Below are 15,289 nucleotides of genomic sequence, written 5' to 3'. Positions count from 1 at the left end.
CTTTAAAAGCACTGCCATAACTAATTTTGTCGAGGTGGCCAACAGCTACCTCGACTTTTTTTTGCCCCAGCCTTACCGGCTAGATGTAAAGATAAGAGCTGACAAGCAGGACATAAGAACAAGTGCAAGGTGAAATTCGGTCGATCTCCTTCGATGGACGGGAGATCAGGCTGACCACGGGCCGTTATGCCCCTCAAGCCGGTGGCAGCGTGCTCATTGAATGCGGTGACACCTCGGTGCTGGTTACAGCCACCAGAGCCAATGCCCGCGAAGGCATCGATTTCCTACCCCTCACCTGCGACTACGAAGAGCGGCTCTATGCCGCTGGTCGCATCCCGGGCAGTTTCTTTCGCAGGGAGGCGCGCCCACCTGAGCGGGCAATCCTCACCTGCAGATTGATCGATCGTCCAATCAGGCCCCTGTTCCCAAATTGGTTGCGGGACGACCTTCAGATCGTTGCCACCTGTTTGTCTTTGGATGAACGGGTACCACCCGATGTGTTGGCCGTAACCGGCGCTTCCCTCGCCACCTTGATCGCCAAGATTCCATTCCATGGCCCGATGGCGGCCGTGAGGGTGGGTTTGCTCGGTGATGATTTCATCCTTAATCCAAGCTTCCGTGAAATTGAGCGTTCTGAGCTTGATTTAGTGGTAGCTGGCACCCCTGATGGGGTGGTGATGGTGGAAGCAGGGGCCAGGCAACTGCCTGAGCAAGACATGATCGAGGCGATTGATTTCGGCTACGAAGCAGTTGGTGAATTGATTCGCCACCAAAGCGATATCCTCGCCGCCATGGGCATTGAGCAGGTGAAGGGCGAAGAGCCGAAGGAAGATAAAACCGTTCCCAATTACTTGAGCAAGCAATGCTCCAAGGAAATTGGCAAGGTGCTTGCCCAATTCAGCCTGAGCAAAGGCGAAAGGGATGCCCAACTAGATGCCATCAAAGCGAAAGCAGCTGAAGCGGTTGCGGCCCTTGGTGATAGCGATCCTGTGAAGGCTGCCATTGGCAGCAGCAGCAAGTTGATGGCTAACAGCTTCAAGGCGCTCACCAAAACAATGATGCGGGCCCAAATCCTGGAACAGGGCAAACGGGTAGATGGCCGTGAGCTCGACCAGGTGCGGGAAATCAGTGCCGCGGTGAGTGTTTTACCAAAACGGGTGCATGGTTCTGGCCTATTCCAGCGGGGCCTCACTCAGGTGCTTTCCACCGCCACCTTGGGCACCCCTTCCGACGCCCAAGAGATGGATGATCTAAATCCAATTAACGAAAAGCACTATCTCCACCACTACAACTTCCCCCCTTATTCCACCGGTGAAACCAAGCCGATGCGCTCCCCTGGCCGCAGGGAAGTGGGCCATGGCGCCCTGGCGGAAAGGGCACTGATTCCAGTGCTGCCAAGCAAAGAATCCTTCCCCTATGTGTTGCGGGTGGTTTCTGAATGCCTCAGCTCCAATGGTTCCACTTCCATGGGTTCGGTGTGCGGCAGCACCCTGGCTTTGATGGACGCTGGTGTGCCCCTCGTGGCCCCAGTTAGTGGAGCTGCCATGGGCTTAATCAAGGAGGGGGAAGAGGTTCGCATCCTCACCGATATCCAAGGAATTGAAGATTTCCTTGGTGATATGGATTTCAAAGTTGCTGGAACCGAAAAAGGGATCACCGCCCTGCAGATGGACATGAAGATCACCGGTCTTGATGTGCCAACCATCGCCAAGGCGATCAATCAAGCGCGGCCGGCCAGGCTTCATATCCTTGCCAAAATGCTTGAAGCGATTGAGAAACCACGCGACGTTATGTCGCCCCATGCACCACGGTTGCTCAGTTTCCGCATCGATCCCGAATTGATTGGCACGGTGATTGGTCCTGGTGGTCGCACGATTAAAGGGATCACTGAGCGCACCAACACCAAGATCGACATTGAAGACACCGGCATCGTTACCGTTGCCAGCCACGATGGTGCAGCGGCGGAGGAAGCCCAAAAGATCATCGAAGGGCTCACCCGGCGCATCAGCGAAGGCGAGGTATTCCAGGGTCATGTAACCCGGGTGATACCAATCGGTGCCTTTGTTGAGATTCTGCCTGGCAAGGAAGGCATGATCCACATCTCCCAACTATCTGAATCACGGGTTGAGAAGGTGGAAGATGTGGTGAACGTGGGTGATCAGGTAACCGTACGAGTGCGGGAAATTGATAACCGCGGCCGCATCAACTTGAGCCTGCGTGGTGTACCCCAAGATGGTTCAGATCCCGAGCCAACTGTGATCCTGCCGATCGGTGAGGTTTAGGTTTAGCTGCGTCTAAACCTGAAAACCGGGGTCGATGCTGGCCATTGCCTTTGTTGCCCTTTCACACAGGAGCGGGTGACTAATGCCATGGCTAGCAATTAAACATCCAGCTTGCAGGAAACTGCTGCTGGTATAGGTGAGCGGCTTGCCATCGGCATGGCTAAAACCACCACCGGCAGCCAGCAATACGGCCTCCGGTGCTGCCATATCCCAATGTTTTGGTGCACTTTTAGCCGATAACGACACGTAAATATCAGCATCACCGCGCAGGATTGCAGCCACCTTGCAGCCAACACTGCCCACCGTGAGGCTGCGGCCAATTTCTAATTGCTGCAGCAGTTGCTCTAAGCGTTGATCGCGATGGTTACGGCTTGCCACTAAAACCAATTCAGCCAATTCTTTGCGCTTACTGAATTGAACTTGTTGTTTTGTGCCGGCGCGGTTTTCGCACCAGGCCGAGCAATTTTCATCTAGCAATAGGCCAAACCAAAGTTCTTGCTTTTCAGGCAACAACACCACACCGAGCACTGGGCGCTGCTGATGCACTAGGGCTAAATGAACGGCATATTCACCTGTTCCTTGAATAAAATCCTTCGTGCCATCAAGGGGATCAAGGATCCAAAGCCATTCATTGGATTCAATAATTTGACTGCCTTGCTCAGCTGCTGTTTCCTCGCTTAACAGGGCCCATGGGGCAGCGGGGAAGGCACTATTTAGGCCATCAAGCAATAGCTTATTTACGGCTAGATCTGCTGCTGTTACTGGCCCCTCACCGCCCTTATCTACGCTTAATTCCATCGGCTTACGGGCATAGGCGAGCAAGATATCGGCCGCCTGCCAGCTCAAGTTTTTTAAGGCCGCTAGCAGCGGCTCTAGTTCCACACCCGCGGGTAAGGGCATCATGGGGTTACAACACAACGGCATTGTGACCGAGAGCCCCGAACCCCAAGGGGGAGTGCTCTATCTGGTGGGCACCCCCATCGGCCACCGCGGCGACCTATCGCCAAGGGCCCAAATGGTGCTGGCGGGGGTAGATCGGATCGCCTGTGAAGACACACGCCATAGCGGCCAACTGCTGCATTTTTTTGGCATCAGTAAGCCGCTGCTCAGTTTCCATGAACACAACCAAAAGCAAAGGATTCCCGCCTTGCTTGATGCATTAGGGGCAGGGGAAGCATTGGCATTAGTGAGCGATGCTGGCTTGCCTGGCATCAGCGATCCAGGTGAAGCATTGGTGGCTGCTGCAAGGGCTGCTGGCCATCGGGTGGTGTGTATCCCGGGCCCCTGCGCCGCTACTACGGCATTAGTGAGCAGTGGCTTACCAAGTGGACGTTTTTGTTTTGAAGGTTTCCTGCCCCTAAAGGGCCGTGAACGCAAAAGTCGTTTGGAGGCAATTAGCCAAGAAAGCCGCACCACAGTGCTTTATGAAGCGCCCCATCGCTTGGTGCGCCTGCTGCAGGAATTAGTGGAACATTGCGGCCCTGAACGGCCGGTGCAGGTGGCCCGGGAATTAACTAAACGCCATGAAGAGCAGGTGGGTCCTGATTTAGCTGGTGCCCTTGCCCATTTCCTTGTTACCGCACCCCAGGGGGAATGCACCTTGGTGCTTGGTGGTGCAGCAGCAGAAGCAACCGTGTTGCCCTGGGATGAAACGCAGCTGCGCCAAGAATTAACGGCCTTAGTTGCCAGTGGCCTAACGGCATCAGAGGCAGCTAAGGAACTAGCTCAAAGCAGTGGTTTACAGCGACGCGCCCTATATGGGTTGCTACACAGGGCAAACTGAGTTCTAAAAGGAGAGATTGATGCTGCTGCGGATGCGTTTGTTTTTGAGCAGCATTGTGGGCACATTTGTGTTGCTACTGATGTTGTGCCTTGGCAGCCAAAACCTATCTGAGCGCAGTGTGGTGAACCTTGGTATTGGCAAAACAGTGCCTTTACCGCAGGGTTTTGTGGTGGGGTTAGCGATTCTTTGCGGTGTATTTAGCGGTGGCACCAGTGCTGCATTATTGGCACCCCATCAGGATGAATAAAGCCCGTTGTTAGCCAGCACTGCCAGGTATGGCATAAAGGGCACCCTCTAGAACAATGCGGCTGATGCCTTGGGCGAGGATATAGGGGGCGGTGAGATCCAAAAGGCTTGAATCAGGCACTTTTATTACCCGTTGGCTGCGTCCGCATTGGCGTTTGGCTTGGCGTGGGTTAACAAAAAGGGCAATCGCCTGCAGATCTTCCTCCTGGGGTGCCACCCGGCCTAATTCACTGAATTCCTTCACTGGGGTGCCTTTTAATTCCACTTCACGATCAACTAATAAATACAAACTAGCTGGCAGTTCACTCGTTACCAAAGGCTTGCTAACGCAAGGGTTGCTGTCGCTGAGATTAGCTTCTACGGCAAGAAGCGGCAGGGTAAAGAAGTCGTTATTTTGCTCAATCTCTAGATCAATGCTCTCAGAATCTTCCTTGTGGTTAGTTGCAAAATCATCGGCATCATCCAGGGCTAAAACCGCTGGGGCCTCTTCTACTTTCTGAGTTGTTTGACTTTCTTGCTCGGGATTTATGGGTTCTGGATTTATCGCCACGGTTCCCTTGGCCCGTTGCTCCTTGAGGGCTGCATAGGCTTCAATGCCAAGCGCCGCTTTAACAGTGCGGCTAACGGTGTTGGTGCTGCATTCAAAGGCCTCAGCCAAGGCAGCAGAAGCTTCGCCAGCTTGGTAGCGCTGCACCAGCTCCTGCTTCTGGCTGTTGTTCAGCCGTGATGCCGCCATAGCTGAATCCACCGCAGCTCACCAATCTAGGGGGGTTGCTGGCAAGATGGGAAATTGTGATTCTCAGCAGCACTTGCTCCCTTAGCTCAGCTGGATAGAGCAGCTGCCTTCTAAGCAGCCGGTCGAGTGTTCGAATCACTCAGGGGGCGTTGTCAAAAACCTTAGTACCACTGGGGTTTGTCTAGTCACTGTAGTGGTTTTCAGGGGAACCTCCTTTGAGCACAAACCGCCCAAACCGCCCTAAAACCGTCAAGCCATGGCAGGATTTGACCCGTTTCTGACCCGCGGGTCAAAAAATGGCAGGCGATCGCCAGGGCTGGTTAGCTGATCTCTCAAGGCAGTTCAAAAGACACCGGCAGGGCCGCCCTGGCTGGCATCTGCGGGTAAAGCGCGACCGATTGCGGCTGCTATCCGATGAACTTCCGCCCCGGTCCGATGAGGGTCAAGCGGGTCAAGCGGGTCAAATTCAAACCGCGGGTCAAATCCAGCGCGAGTTAGGGCTCAATACCCCCCCTGGACCTGCTACCTCAACAGCTGCCCTGGCTGAGGTTTGTGCTGTATTTGATGCCGTAATGGCTGGCACCTGGCGTTGGCCAGATCCATTGCTGCCGGCAGCCCATGAAGCCGGCCGCCTAGCACCAGCAACCTTGGCCCAGCTGCGTTCGCGTTTCAGCGCGCAGCTAATAGGCGAGCGCATTACTTCTCGTACCTGGGAGCGCACCTATCAGCCCTATCTAATCAAGCTTGAACAGATAGCGGCTCAGCAGATTTGGCTAGATGACGCACAGCTGCTAAGCGCTGCTTTGCGTCAATGGCCGCCAAACTCTCGTGCCAGGCAAATGGCCCATGATCGGATGCGCGCCCTATGGAAAGCTTCCCAATGGTTTTGGCCAGATGAACTGGCCGCCATGAGGGGTAACGGCAAGGCCGCAGCTAACCCCGCAGGGGTGATGGCATTTCAGGATCAGGAGATCGAGGAACTGCGCGAGCGCATTAGCCGCAGCAGACTGACCGCCTCTGATCTAGTGGCTTGGGATTGTTTGATTGTGTTCGGCCTGCGGCCAGCTGAATTAAAAGGCTTGCAGCTTCATCAGGTCAGCCTTACCGGGGGCAACCCCGGTGGGGTTAGTCAATCGCTGGTGGCAGTAGTGGCCCACGAAAAGCAGAACGGCCAAGGCAAGGTAGGCGCCCGAACCATTCCGGCTATACCGCCTGCAACCTGGCATTCAGATTGCAACGCATTATTTGAACGCTGGAATGAGCATGGCTTGCCGAGCCGATTAGTTGCTTTGCCATCACCTGGAGAAGCCATGGCCCATCAGCTTGGGCGATTGCACAACCAAAAAGCAGCCCAGGGTCAGCTGCGCACTGATCTAACGCCTTATGGACTGCGCCATGCTTTTGCACTAAGGCTTGGTATTGATCTGGGGTTAAGTGTGCGGGAGTCAGCAGAGCTGATGGGCCACTCCCCAGCAGTTCATTTAGCCGCCTACGGCCGGCAATTAGATAAACCTAAGTTGCTTGAAAAAGTAACAAATATGCTTTGGAATTCATAACAGTTTTTGCTGCTCTTCAATATCAATAGATGGCCAGAATTTGTTTGGCAACTTACCCGCTATTAGTAATCGCGCCAAGCGTTGAGATTCCAATAGCTCCTCTGGACTAAACACGGCGGCCTGTATTTCAACCTGCCTTCTATAGCCGGCCCAGGACAGCTCAAGTGCGCCCCTGTTTTTCGCCTTCTGCCTTGGAGCCGTGGGCCGAACCCTTTTCATCCCTAGGTGCGCTAAGCGCTTCTAATCCACCTCATCAGAATAGCGACCTGATAGCCATCTGCTTACAGTTGATCAGAACTCTGATCTTTTCTGATCTCTTCTGATTTCTTTATGGCTCGACCCCCTTTAACTTTTCGCCCTACTGCAGTTCAGAGGCAGTGGTTAGTTCGCCAGTGCGATGAGCGTGGCATCCCTCTCATCACAGTGATTCAGCTAGCTCTTGAAGTAGCCATGGCCCGCGCGCCTCAGGTTCCAAGGCCGAAAGCGGCAAAATGATGGCTCTCACCCTTGAGCTCTTAGCGGAGCTCCAGTCCGTCGATTCCGATTGGCGGCTGATCCCCTGTGATGGGATGAAGCGACCCGTCAACCCGGCCACCGGTGAGCCGCAGGCTGATTGGAGCCACAACACTTACGACGTTGACGGGATCTGCGAGCTGGCGGAATCCTCCTTCGTGCGGGCCGTAGGGCTGGTGCTTGGGGAAGCTTCTGGTGTGATCGCGGTTGATTTCGATGGCACCGGCGCGGTGGCGCATTTTCTCCAGGTGTTTGGCAGACCGTGGACGGATTTACCAGCAACGATTGCCTGGAGCAGCGGCCTACCAAATCGCCGCCAGTTGGCGTTCAGGGTGCCGGCTGATGCCTGGCCCTTTCTGCGCGGTCGCCGCGTTTGGCGTAACGATGCCGGCCGCACAATCCTTGAGCTACGCGGTGGCGGGCACCAGTCGGTGATCTGTGGGGCACACCCTGACACTGGTTGTTACCAGTGGATAAGTGGCCGCTCCCCTGCCGAGCAGCAAGTGGCTGAGGCGCCGGATTGGTTGCTGGAGCCCTTGCTAAAAGGTGCCGCTGAACCCTCCACTGCAGACCATGAGGCGGCAACTGTTGCCGAAGTGCCCCGCGCAAAAGAGCTGCTGCTACACATCCCGCCATGCGAGGACTACGACCGCTGGTTGCGGGTTGGGATGGCGCTGCACAGCGTTTCGACTGGCTTGCTAAGCGACTGGGTAAATTGGTCGCGCGGCTGCTCCAACTTCAACGAACAGGAATGCCTGGCCAAGTGGCAGAGCTTCAAGGGCTCTGGCACCACCATCGGCACCCTGCATTACCTGGCTGACACGCTTGGTGGGTTCCGTTACCAAAGGCCCCAGCAAAAATTGCCGGGAAAGGCTCCTGCCGGGGCGGCTGATCAAACTGAACCAGCGCTGCCGGCTTACCGCGAGCTGCTGACGATGGCGTTAGCGGCCCTGCGCGAGCAGGACGATGACACCGAAATGGAAGCGCGCGCCGAGATCATGGTCCGCTTCCGGCGCACTGATGGCCAGATCAATGCAGCCTTGTTTCGCCTGCTCACAGAGCAGGAGCTGATGCGGCTTGGTAACGCCCCAAAGGAACGGCCCACCTACCGAAGCATCGACCTCTCCAAGGTGATCAGCCTTGATTGGCTGCTTGAGGGCTTCTTGCCCGCCAATGACCAGGCACTGCTTTATGCGCCGGCCGGCGCCGGCAAGACCACCGCAGCGGTGGCGATGGCGTTTGCCATTATCGAAGGAACAGGCTTCCTTGATCGTGAGGCGCCGCCGCCGGCTGGCAGCGTGCTGATGATCGCCACGGATTCAGGCCCGGCGCCACTAATCCGCACTTTGCAGGATCTCGGTAAGGCGGATCATCAGGCACTAAACCCAAGCCATGACGGGCTTCGGTTTCATGTTTGGGGCCACGATCCTGAACAGACGGCACTGGGCTGGGAAGCAGGCCTGCGCGGCTGCCTAGCTCTGCTTGATTTTGTGCGCAGCGAAAAGATTGCGCTGGTGATCATTGACAGCTGCAAGGCCGCTACAAGCCGCGCTGATCTGAACTACTGCGACAACAGCCAGGTAACAGCCCTGCTCACGTTTGTTAAGGAGGTGATCTGCCGGCATACATCCGTTTTGTGGCTCAACCACGACGGCACCGGCGGCGGGGAAGCGGCCGGCGCTAAGGCATGGAAGGAAATTCCTTCCATCGTTCATGCCATCCAGCCGGTTATGGAAGGTGGCGAGCATGACGGCTTCGAGGGTCCGCCTGGCAAGGCAGCCGGGAAGAAGCGCATCAGCACCTGCCGTCGCACCTGGATCGTGCGCAAGTGCCGCCAAGGCACGGCCCGGGAGTTCAACTACCAGATCGATGAAGATACTGGCCGGCTTCTTGTTAGCGCCATGACGGAGGTGATCCGTGACGTGCGCCACGGGGTGGGGAAGTTGCTCTGGAATGCGCTGCAGAACGGAAAGCCCTCCCTGCATAGGCGCGAGATCATCGCCCAGCTGGCCAAGGCCAACTACAGCAGCGGATCAGTGGGCAACAGCCTCACCAGGGCCAGCGGCGGCCGGCGACCCATGCTCGCTCGGGTCGGCTCCATGCCGGGCCAATGGAAGCTGACCCCAATTGCACGGGAATGGTTTGAGCGGAACGGCGATCAACCCATGCCGCTGTGAATTCTCCTTATTACGCCCGTGCTCATGTGAATGAATGTACTTAAAACCCTGTCATAGAGAGAGATATAAGGAGGTCACATCAAATTCACATGTGAATTCCCTAGTCCAATTAATGGATTGACACACCAGGTTCACATGTGAATTCCATGTGAGCGGATCAAACCCAGCTCAGGCACTGGAGTTTGACCCAATTCATTCACATTGAGGGATGTACTTCACATGCGCGCGCGCGAACCCACCACACCCACTCGCTAATGACCACAACCCTCAACCGATGGCTTTCACCAATTCCTGGCCTCCACCGGCGCGACCCTGAACATCGCTACTGGCTGGGGGATCTGGAGTTCCCCGTCAGCATCACCGGCGTGATCGGTTGCCTGAAATCTGATTACGCCAGTGAACGTATTGAGGCAACCCGCACCACCTGGGGGCCACGGGGTAACCAGACACACCGCGCGCTGGAACTTTTTCTGCAGCAAGGCCAGATCCTTGCTGGTGCACAACGAGGTACTCAGTTCCGCTCTATGGGCGATGAGCTGCTGGTGCTAGCGGAGGGCGACCACGCCGATTGGATCCAGCCGCTGATCAACCACGAGCGCTGGCAGCAGCTTCAGGTGATCGCTAGCGAGCGCCCCACCTGCTGCACTACGCGCAGGGTGGCTGGAACTTTTGACTGCGCCTACGTGGATCAAGACGGCCGGCGGATCCTGGCCGACCTAAAAACACTGGGGCCAAATGGCAGCACCTACAGCACTGCAGCGCAGATAGGCGGCTACATGGCCCTAGAAGCCACATGGGGCCACCACTACGACGCTGGTCAGACCATCTGGGCACATCCCGGCAAATTGATCTTTGGACCACTTTTGGGACGTTTTGAGTGCCTTTCAGCCTGGGCTGGCGCCTGGGCTACCTGGAAGGTGGTTTCTACTCAGCTTGCTGATCCGCTAAGCTTTTGATGGGTTCTGACTTCCGACCCAGCTTTTAACCATGCGATTTCACGCCACCACGCAGGAAGCCACTCAAATCTTGCGCACTTCTGAATCCACACTTCGGCGGCTACGTAAGGCTGGTGTACTCCGACCTGGTATCCACTTCTGCGTTAGCAGTGGGGGTATTAAGGCCCCCAATCTGCTTTGGTCTCCAGAAGCTGTGCAAGAAGTTCTTGCTAAACGCACCCGCCAAATCCTTACTCCATGAACTGCCCTACAGCTTTAGCTCACTCAACTCAGACACCAGAGTCTGATTCGATTGATCGTCAGTTGGATCGCATCATTGCCATTAAGACTGCTCTTAAATCACTCGATGATGAACTCGCGTTACTTAAAGACTCAATCTCCGCTTTGGTTGATAAAGCAGAACTTGACCATACCTTTAGCTTCAATGATTGGAATTTTACCTACTCTTTAGGCCGAGCAAAATGGAAATATCCCTCAACAGTTAATAGCATTGACACCCAACTAAAGGCGGCTAAAAAAGCAGCAGAGGCTGACGGCTCTGCCACCAAAACACTCGGTATTCCTTTCTGGACTATCAGCGAATTCAGATAATCTTTATGTCCAATAGTACTAAGGCTAAAGGTGATCGAGCTGAGCTAGAAGCAGCTGAATTGCTTACTTCTATCCTTGGCATTCCTGTTCGTCGAAAACTTGGCGCCGGCCGCATTGATGACACCGGCGATCTTGATGGCGTGCCAAATCACGCCATTCAAGTTGCTAACTGGGCTGATACTGCCGCTGCTGCACGTATCAAACCTCCACAAGCCCAACAGCAGGCCAAAAATGCAAACCTTCCACTTTCCGCCACCCTTGTTCGTTTTCGTGGTGGCACTTGGCGCGTTGTTCTTACAGTTGAGCAGTGGGCTTCCTATCTCCAACCAATCCCACAAGGACTGACCCCAAAAGGGCTAGTGCCACTGGCGCAGCTCTCATGAAGACGCCAATTCCCCCGCCCAATAGCGATCCCCAGGCCCCACAGGGCCAAGGGCCAGAAATTCAGCAGCTTCGGGATGCTGCTCCCGCCCAGGACGATGACGGCTCACCTATTGGTCCGCTTATTGGTGTTGATCCAACTCGACCAGTTGGGCCACGTAATCCACCGCGTTATTCACATAAACGCAATGCCGCCCCACGGCCTACCTGCTCTGAAATTGAACGACGTATTGCCGAGGCTCAGTTATGGATTTCTCAGCGGCTGCCGCAGTTGCTCCTTATCGAGAAAGCCCGAGAAAGTTGGGGGGTAACCAACACTCAGACCTTAAATCGTTATTTAGATATTGCACGTGAGCGAATGGTGCAAGATCTGATTTCAGATCGGCGGCGTCATGTTTCTGAACAGATTTATGCACTTAATGAATGTGCCCGCCGCGCAATTGAATGTGAACAGTTTTCTGCTGCGGTAGGTGCTTTCCGAGTGATCGGTGAGATCGGCGGCATGTTGCGCGCACCGCTTAAACCATCAGATAGCCAAAGGCCCGAGGCCAGAACTTGATGACTGGCCTGCTGCTTGAGCCTGCGCTTGATGCCTGGAGTGACTGGGGTTTATTAGATGTTCCTGATCCTGCATTAAAACAATTAACAACCGAGCAAAAGACATTTCGTGATTTTATTGCAACTGCTTACCCTGATTATGCCTTTCATACCTGGGCAAATAAACTGATCGGTTTATGTGAGCAGATAGCAGATGGCACACTTAATCGTTTAATCGTTACGATCCCGCCGCGCACTGGTAAATCATTACTGGTATCAAAATTATTTCCTGCTTATTGGATAAGCCGTTACCCTTCTCGTTTTTGCGCAATTGCTTCTTATTCTGCTGAACTTGCTTATGCCCATTCACGGGAAGCGCGTCATTATTACGTAACAGCAAATCATCAATTATCCAAAGATTCAACCGCTGTTGGTAATTGGCTTACCCCAGATCGTGGTGGTTGTATTGCAGCAGGTGTACGCGGACCATTTACAGGAAAAGGATATGCACTTGGAATAATTGATGATCCATATAAAGGTCCAGAAGATGCAGGATCTGCTGCGCAACGCAAAAAACTAATCGAATGGTTCCAATCGGTCTGGCTTACCCGCGCAGAACCGGGGATTACACCGGGGGTTAGCCCCAAAGGGGCAGCACCAGGGTTAACAAGCCCCTCTGGGGCAAGTGCAGCTCAGGTAGTAGTGCTAACCCGTTGGCATCAGGATGATTTGATCGGTTGGTTGATGGAACAAGAAAATGGTGATGCTCCTCAGCATTGGCATGTTCTGAACCTCCCAGCCATCTGCGAAGCGCAGCCAGTATTCCCTGCAACGGTCACTGTTATTCCTGATTGGCGACAACCAGGAGAAGCGCTATGCCCTGAACGATTCCCATTAACTGAACTAAATCAAATACGTATTAGAGCTGGCCTTTATTGGTGGAACGCTTTATATCAACAACGACCATCACCAGCTGATGGCCTCCTATTTCAACGTCAATGGATTAAATACACAGGCCCAAAGGGCCTAACCCCCGCAAATCAAAGACCCGTAGGGTCAGGACCCACAGGGTCAAAGTATGCGCCTTTAGTGCTTAGTTGTGATTTGAGTTTTAAAGGCGCAGAAACAAATGACTACTGCGCTTTTGTTTTACTTGGCCTCATACCTGAAACCACTCCAATTTATCCGGCCCAAGCCGCAAAAGCACAAGGTATGCAGCTGCATAAAACGGCCGCATCTGCTGGCCCGGCGTCTGGATTAGTTCCTGCATCCGCTTCACCCTCTGGGTGCTGCCCCACTGGGACTCATCGGATTGAGGTTTTATCAAGTGTTCATTACCACCTTGATCTTCCAGGCGTTTTAAAACATCTCACCCAAACTCTGCAAATACTTTCAGAACAGGGTTTAAGCCCTGATGCAGTGTTAATAGAAGATGCAGCTAATGGCCCGGCTGTCTGCCAGCTATTACGACGTCAAATACCTGGTTTGATTGCAATACGGCCTGTTGGTAGTAAATCAAGTCGCGCCCATGCAGCAGCGCCACTAATGGAAGCAGGGCAGCTTGCTTTTAATCCTGGTAATGACGAATTAATAAATGAATTACTAGGTTTTCCTAATGCTGCCAATGACGATTTAGTCGATGCTTTTTGCCAAGGTGTGATCTGGCTGCAAAACAAATACTGGCGCGCAAATAGCAGAGGCACGCCCATGCCACTGCTGTTTTCTCGCTAACACCAAACTGAACGGTCAAACCAATGACAACCCCACAGGGTCGAGCCCCAGAGGGTCGACATCTACCAAGGCCACTTGCTCCCACTGGGGCAACAGCTTCTGGGGTCCGTACCACTGGTATGGCAGTAAGGCCCTGCCAAATACGGCAACGATCGGCCTTGCGGGTATGTGATGCGTTAGTAGTTGAACATTTACCATTTGCTGCAAAAGTAGCCGCTAATTACGCCCGGCGTACTGGACATCCAAAAGAAGATCTTGAACAATTAGCAGCGATTGGCTTAATAAAAGCATCCAGAAGATATGATGATAAAAGAATAAATAATAGCAAATCTAATTTTATTGCTTATGCCAGGCCATTTGTAAATGGAGAAATTACCCATTACCTGCGTGATAAAGGATTTTTGATTTCAGTTCCAGGTCGCTGGCGTGAATTACATGTAAGGGGCCAAAAGCTGATTAGAGCAGGAACATGCGCTAAAAAAATACCTGAACTGCTCGGCATTACTCCTATTCGCTGGGCTGAAATCGTAGAAGCATGTTCTGTAAGGGTTGTTGCAATGAATCATATGGCAGAGGAGGAAGAGTTATAGATTTTTGCATAAAAATAATGTAAAAAAATTAATTCGGGCTAAAAATTGCGATTTTTTAATTTGCTTCGGTGCTCATCTGATAAAATAATTTTAGTTCTATTTGATAGAATCAGACTTCTTTGCTGATACTGGGTTCAACCCACTGGACTTAAACTCTTCCCATCAGCCGCCAATGACTGTGCTGCAGAAAAGAGGGAAAGCTTGCCGGGAGAGAGTAAGAGTGAACATAAACTTAATTGAAAGTTCACTAGCTAGTTTTTTCTTTTAGCCAATGAACTAAGCCAGAATCAACGACTAGGCCAGCCAGTGTTAAGCCATCAACGACCTCCAACTTTTCAGGTAGTTCGTAGCCTTCCAGGATGTCCTGACTGTCTGGAGTATGAAATACAAAGTACAGCTTTTCATATAACTGGATCTGCTCATCCGAGCAGTATCGATCTATCTCCTTGGCGTTTGTTTCCGACTTGACTTGCACAGCAATTCTACGCATTGGATTGAGACAGTCCTCGTACATGATGTCAATAAATGTTTCCACACCGCCCATCTGTCCAATACGTCGCCAGCTACGGGAGAAGATGATCTCAACAAGAAGCTCAAAGTCTTTTGGACCCAGAGTCCTGATTGCAGTCAAGACACCTTTAACCATCAACTCTCTGGCTTTATCAATTTGAGCTATGTATGCAGGAACTTGACCAGAAAGCCTTGTGGAGAGATATGCAACTTGATCCGCACTTAGATTGCAACTCGTACCCTGAAATCCTCTGATCTTTGTGAGGTTGCCGGAAAGATTTTCAATCTTAAGGAGCCCCCCATTGGCATCTTTGTCACGCCAACCGCCATCCACTGATCGCGTGCACCCACCCATTCCCGCATTAATAACAGGATGTGAATATTCAGCAAACGAACCGTAATAAAGTTTTCCAGCAAAAAAAGTGATCCAAAGCGTTCTTGTATCTGCCTCGAAGAAAGCTTGAACTTGATTTGCAGCAGAACTAGCTCGTTGCTTACGGGCCTGCTCACTTCCATTTTCATCACGCTGATAGGCCAGCGAACGAAAGGCTTCCCATTCACCCTTGCTGGCTAGAAGAAAAAGCTCAGAATCAGAGGTTCCAAAACCAATGTATGCCAGTCCACTCTGAATGCAAGATCGGTCCTTCATTGATGCGCCAGCACCCAGTTTGATGTAACGGACTTTTTCGAAGCAGGACTG

Annotated in this window: 14 protein-coding genes and 1 tRNA gene; 12 read left to right on the top strand and 3 right to left on the bottom strand. The window is 53.1% G+C overall.

Annotated elements, in window-relative coordinates; all coding sequences use genetic code 11:
• Window positions 1-122 precede the first annotated feature (122 nt).
• Entirely contained in the window at window positions 123-2,282 is a 2,160-nt protein-coding gene (locus KBY68_RS10680; protein ID WP_255097170.1) for a polyribonucleotide nucleotidyltransferase, read from the top strand.
• Window positions 2,283-2,294: 12 nt separating this feature from the next.
• Here KBY68_RS10680 and KBY68_RS10675 read toward each other — a convergent pair whose 3' ends face one another.
• A complete protein-coding gene (locus KBY68_RS10675; protein ID WP_255097169.1) occupies window positions 2,295-3,185 on the bottom strand; it encodes a 3'(2'),5'-bisphosphate nucleotidase CysQ in 891 nt (296 codons plus the stop codon).
• On the opposite strand from KBY68_RS10675, the gene rsmI reads away from it, so the two are divergent.
• Window positions 3,184-4,065 (top strand): 16S rRNA (cytidine(1402)-2'-O)-methyltransferase, encoded by an 882-nt coding sequence (gene rsmI / locus KBY68_RS10670; protein WP_261345842.1) that lies wholly within the window; start codon window positions 3,184-3,186, stop codon window positions 4,063-4,065. The genes KBY68_RS10675 and rsmI overlap by 2 nt on opposite strands.
• A 31-nt stretch (window positions 4,066-4,096) precedes the next feature.
• A complete protein-coding gene (locus KBY68_RS10665) occupies window positions 4,097-4,312 on the top strand; it encodes a hypothetical protein (protein WP_315855666.1) in 216 nt (71 codons plus the stop codon).
• A 9-nt stretch (window positions 4,313-4,321) separates the two neighbouring features.
• Here KBY68_RS10665 and KBY68_RS10660 read toward each other — a convergent pair whose 3' ends face one another.
• Window positions 4,322-5,047, bottom strand: coding sequence for a helix-turn-helix domain-containing protein (locus KBY68_RS10660; RefSeq protein ID WP_255097166.1), 726 nt, complete (start codon window positions 5,045-5,047; stop codon window positions 4,322-4,324).
• Window positions 5,048-5,122: 75 nt separating this feature from the next.
• Between KBY68_RS10660 and KBY68_RS10655 the strand changes: the two genes are divergently transcribed.
• The 9 genes from KBY68_RS10655 to KBY68_RS10615 all read left to right on the top strand — a co-directional run bounded on the left by KBY68_RS10655 (window position 5,123) and on the right by KBY68_RS10615 (window position 14,079).
• Window positions 5,123-5,196 (top strand) — tRNA-Arg (locus KBY68_RS10655).
• Window positions 5,197-5,343: 147 nt separating this feature from the next.
• Window positions 5,344-6,603 carry a site-specific integrase gene (locus KBY68_RS10650; RefSeq protein ID WP_255097165.1) on the top strand — a complete coding sequence of 420 codons (1,260 nt, stop codon included), beginning with the start codon at window positions 5,344-5,346 and terminating at the stop codon, window positions 6,601-6,603.
• 491 nt (window positions 6,604-7,094) lie between these two features.
• Window positions 7,095-9,293 (top strand): PriCT-2 domain-containing protein, encoded by a 2,199-nt coding sequence (locus tag KBY68_RS10645; protein ID WP_315855665.1) that lies wholly within the window; start codon window positions 7,095-7,097, stop codon window positions 9,291-9,293.
• Window positions 9,294-9,547: 254 nt separating this feature from the next.
• A complete protein-coding gene (locus KBY68_RS10640; protein ID WP_255097163.1) occupies window positions 9,548-10,249 on the top strand; it encodes a PD-(D/E)XK nuclease family protein in 702 nt (233 codons plus the stop codon).
• 237 nt (window positions 10,250-10,486) lie between these two features.
• On the top strand, window positions 10,487-10,840 hold the full coding sequence (locus tag KBY68_RS10635; protein WP_255097162.1) for a hypothetical protein: 354 nt from the start codon (window positions 10,487-10,489) through the stop codon (window positions 10,838-10,840).
• A 5-nt stretch (window positions 10,841-10,845) separates the two neighbouring features.
• Window positions 10,846-11,223: a hypothetical protein gene (locus KBY68_RS10630; protein ID WP_255097161.1), complete on the top strand. Its 378-nt coding sequence runs from the start codon at window positions 10,846-10,848 to the stop codon at window positions 11,221-11,223.
• Window positions 11,224-11,579: 356 nt separating this feature from the next.
• Window positions 11,580-11,780, top strand: a complete 201-nt coding sequence (locus KBY68_RS10625) for a hypothetical protein (protein WP_255097160.1) — start codon at window positions 11,580-11,582, stop codon at window positions 11,778-11,780.
• Window positions 11,780-13,489, top strand: a complete 1,710-nt coding sequence (locus KBY68_RS10620) for a phage terminase large subunit family protein (protein WP_255097159.1) — start codon at window positions 11,780-11,782, stop codon at window positions 13,487-13,489. The genes KBY68_RS10625 and KBY68_RS10620 overlap by 1 nt, the downstream gene beginning before the upstream one ends.
• 158 nt (window positions 13,490-13,647) lie before the next feature.
• Window positions 13,648-14,079: a sigma factor gene (locus tag KBY68_RS10615; protein WP_255097158.1), complete on the top strand. Its 432-nt coding sequence runs from the start codon at window positions 13,648-13,650 to the stop codon at window positions 14,077-14,079.
• A 247-nt stretch (window positions 14,080-14,326) separates the two neighbouring features.
• Here the strand turns inward: KBY68_RS10615 and KBY68_RS10610 are convergent.
• Window positions 14,327-15,289, bottom strand: a 963-nt coding sequence (locus KBY68_RS10610; RefSeq protein WP_255097157.1) for a hypothetical protein, incomplete at its 5' end; no start/stop codon positions are given.

Origin of the sequence: Synechococcus lacustris Maggiore-St4-Slac, assembly GCF_024345595.1 — a bacterium.
Classification (GTDB): Bacteria; Cyanobacteriota; Cyanobacteriia; order PCC-6307; family Cyanobiaceae; genus Synechococcus_D; species Synechococcus_D lacustris.
Note: the sequence above shows the minus strand (reverse complement) of the source record. Positions and strands in the feature narration are given on the sequence as shown.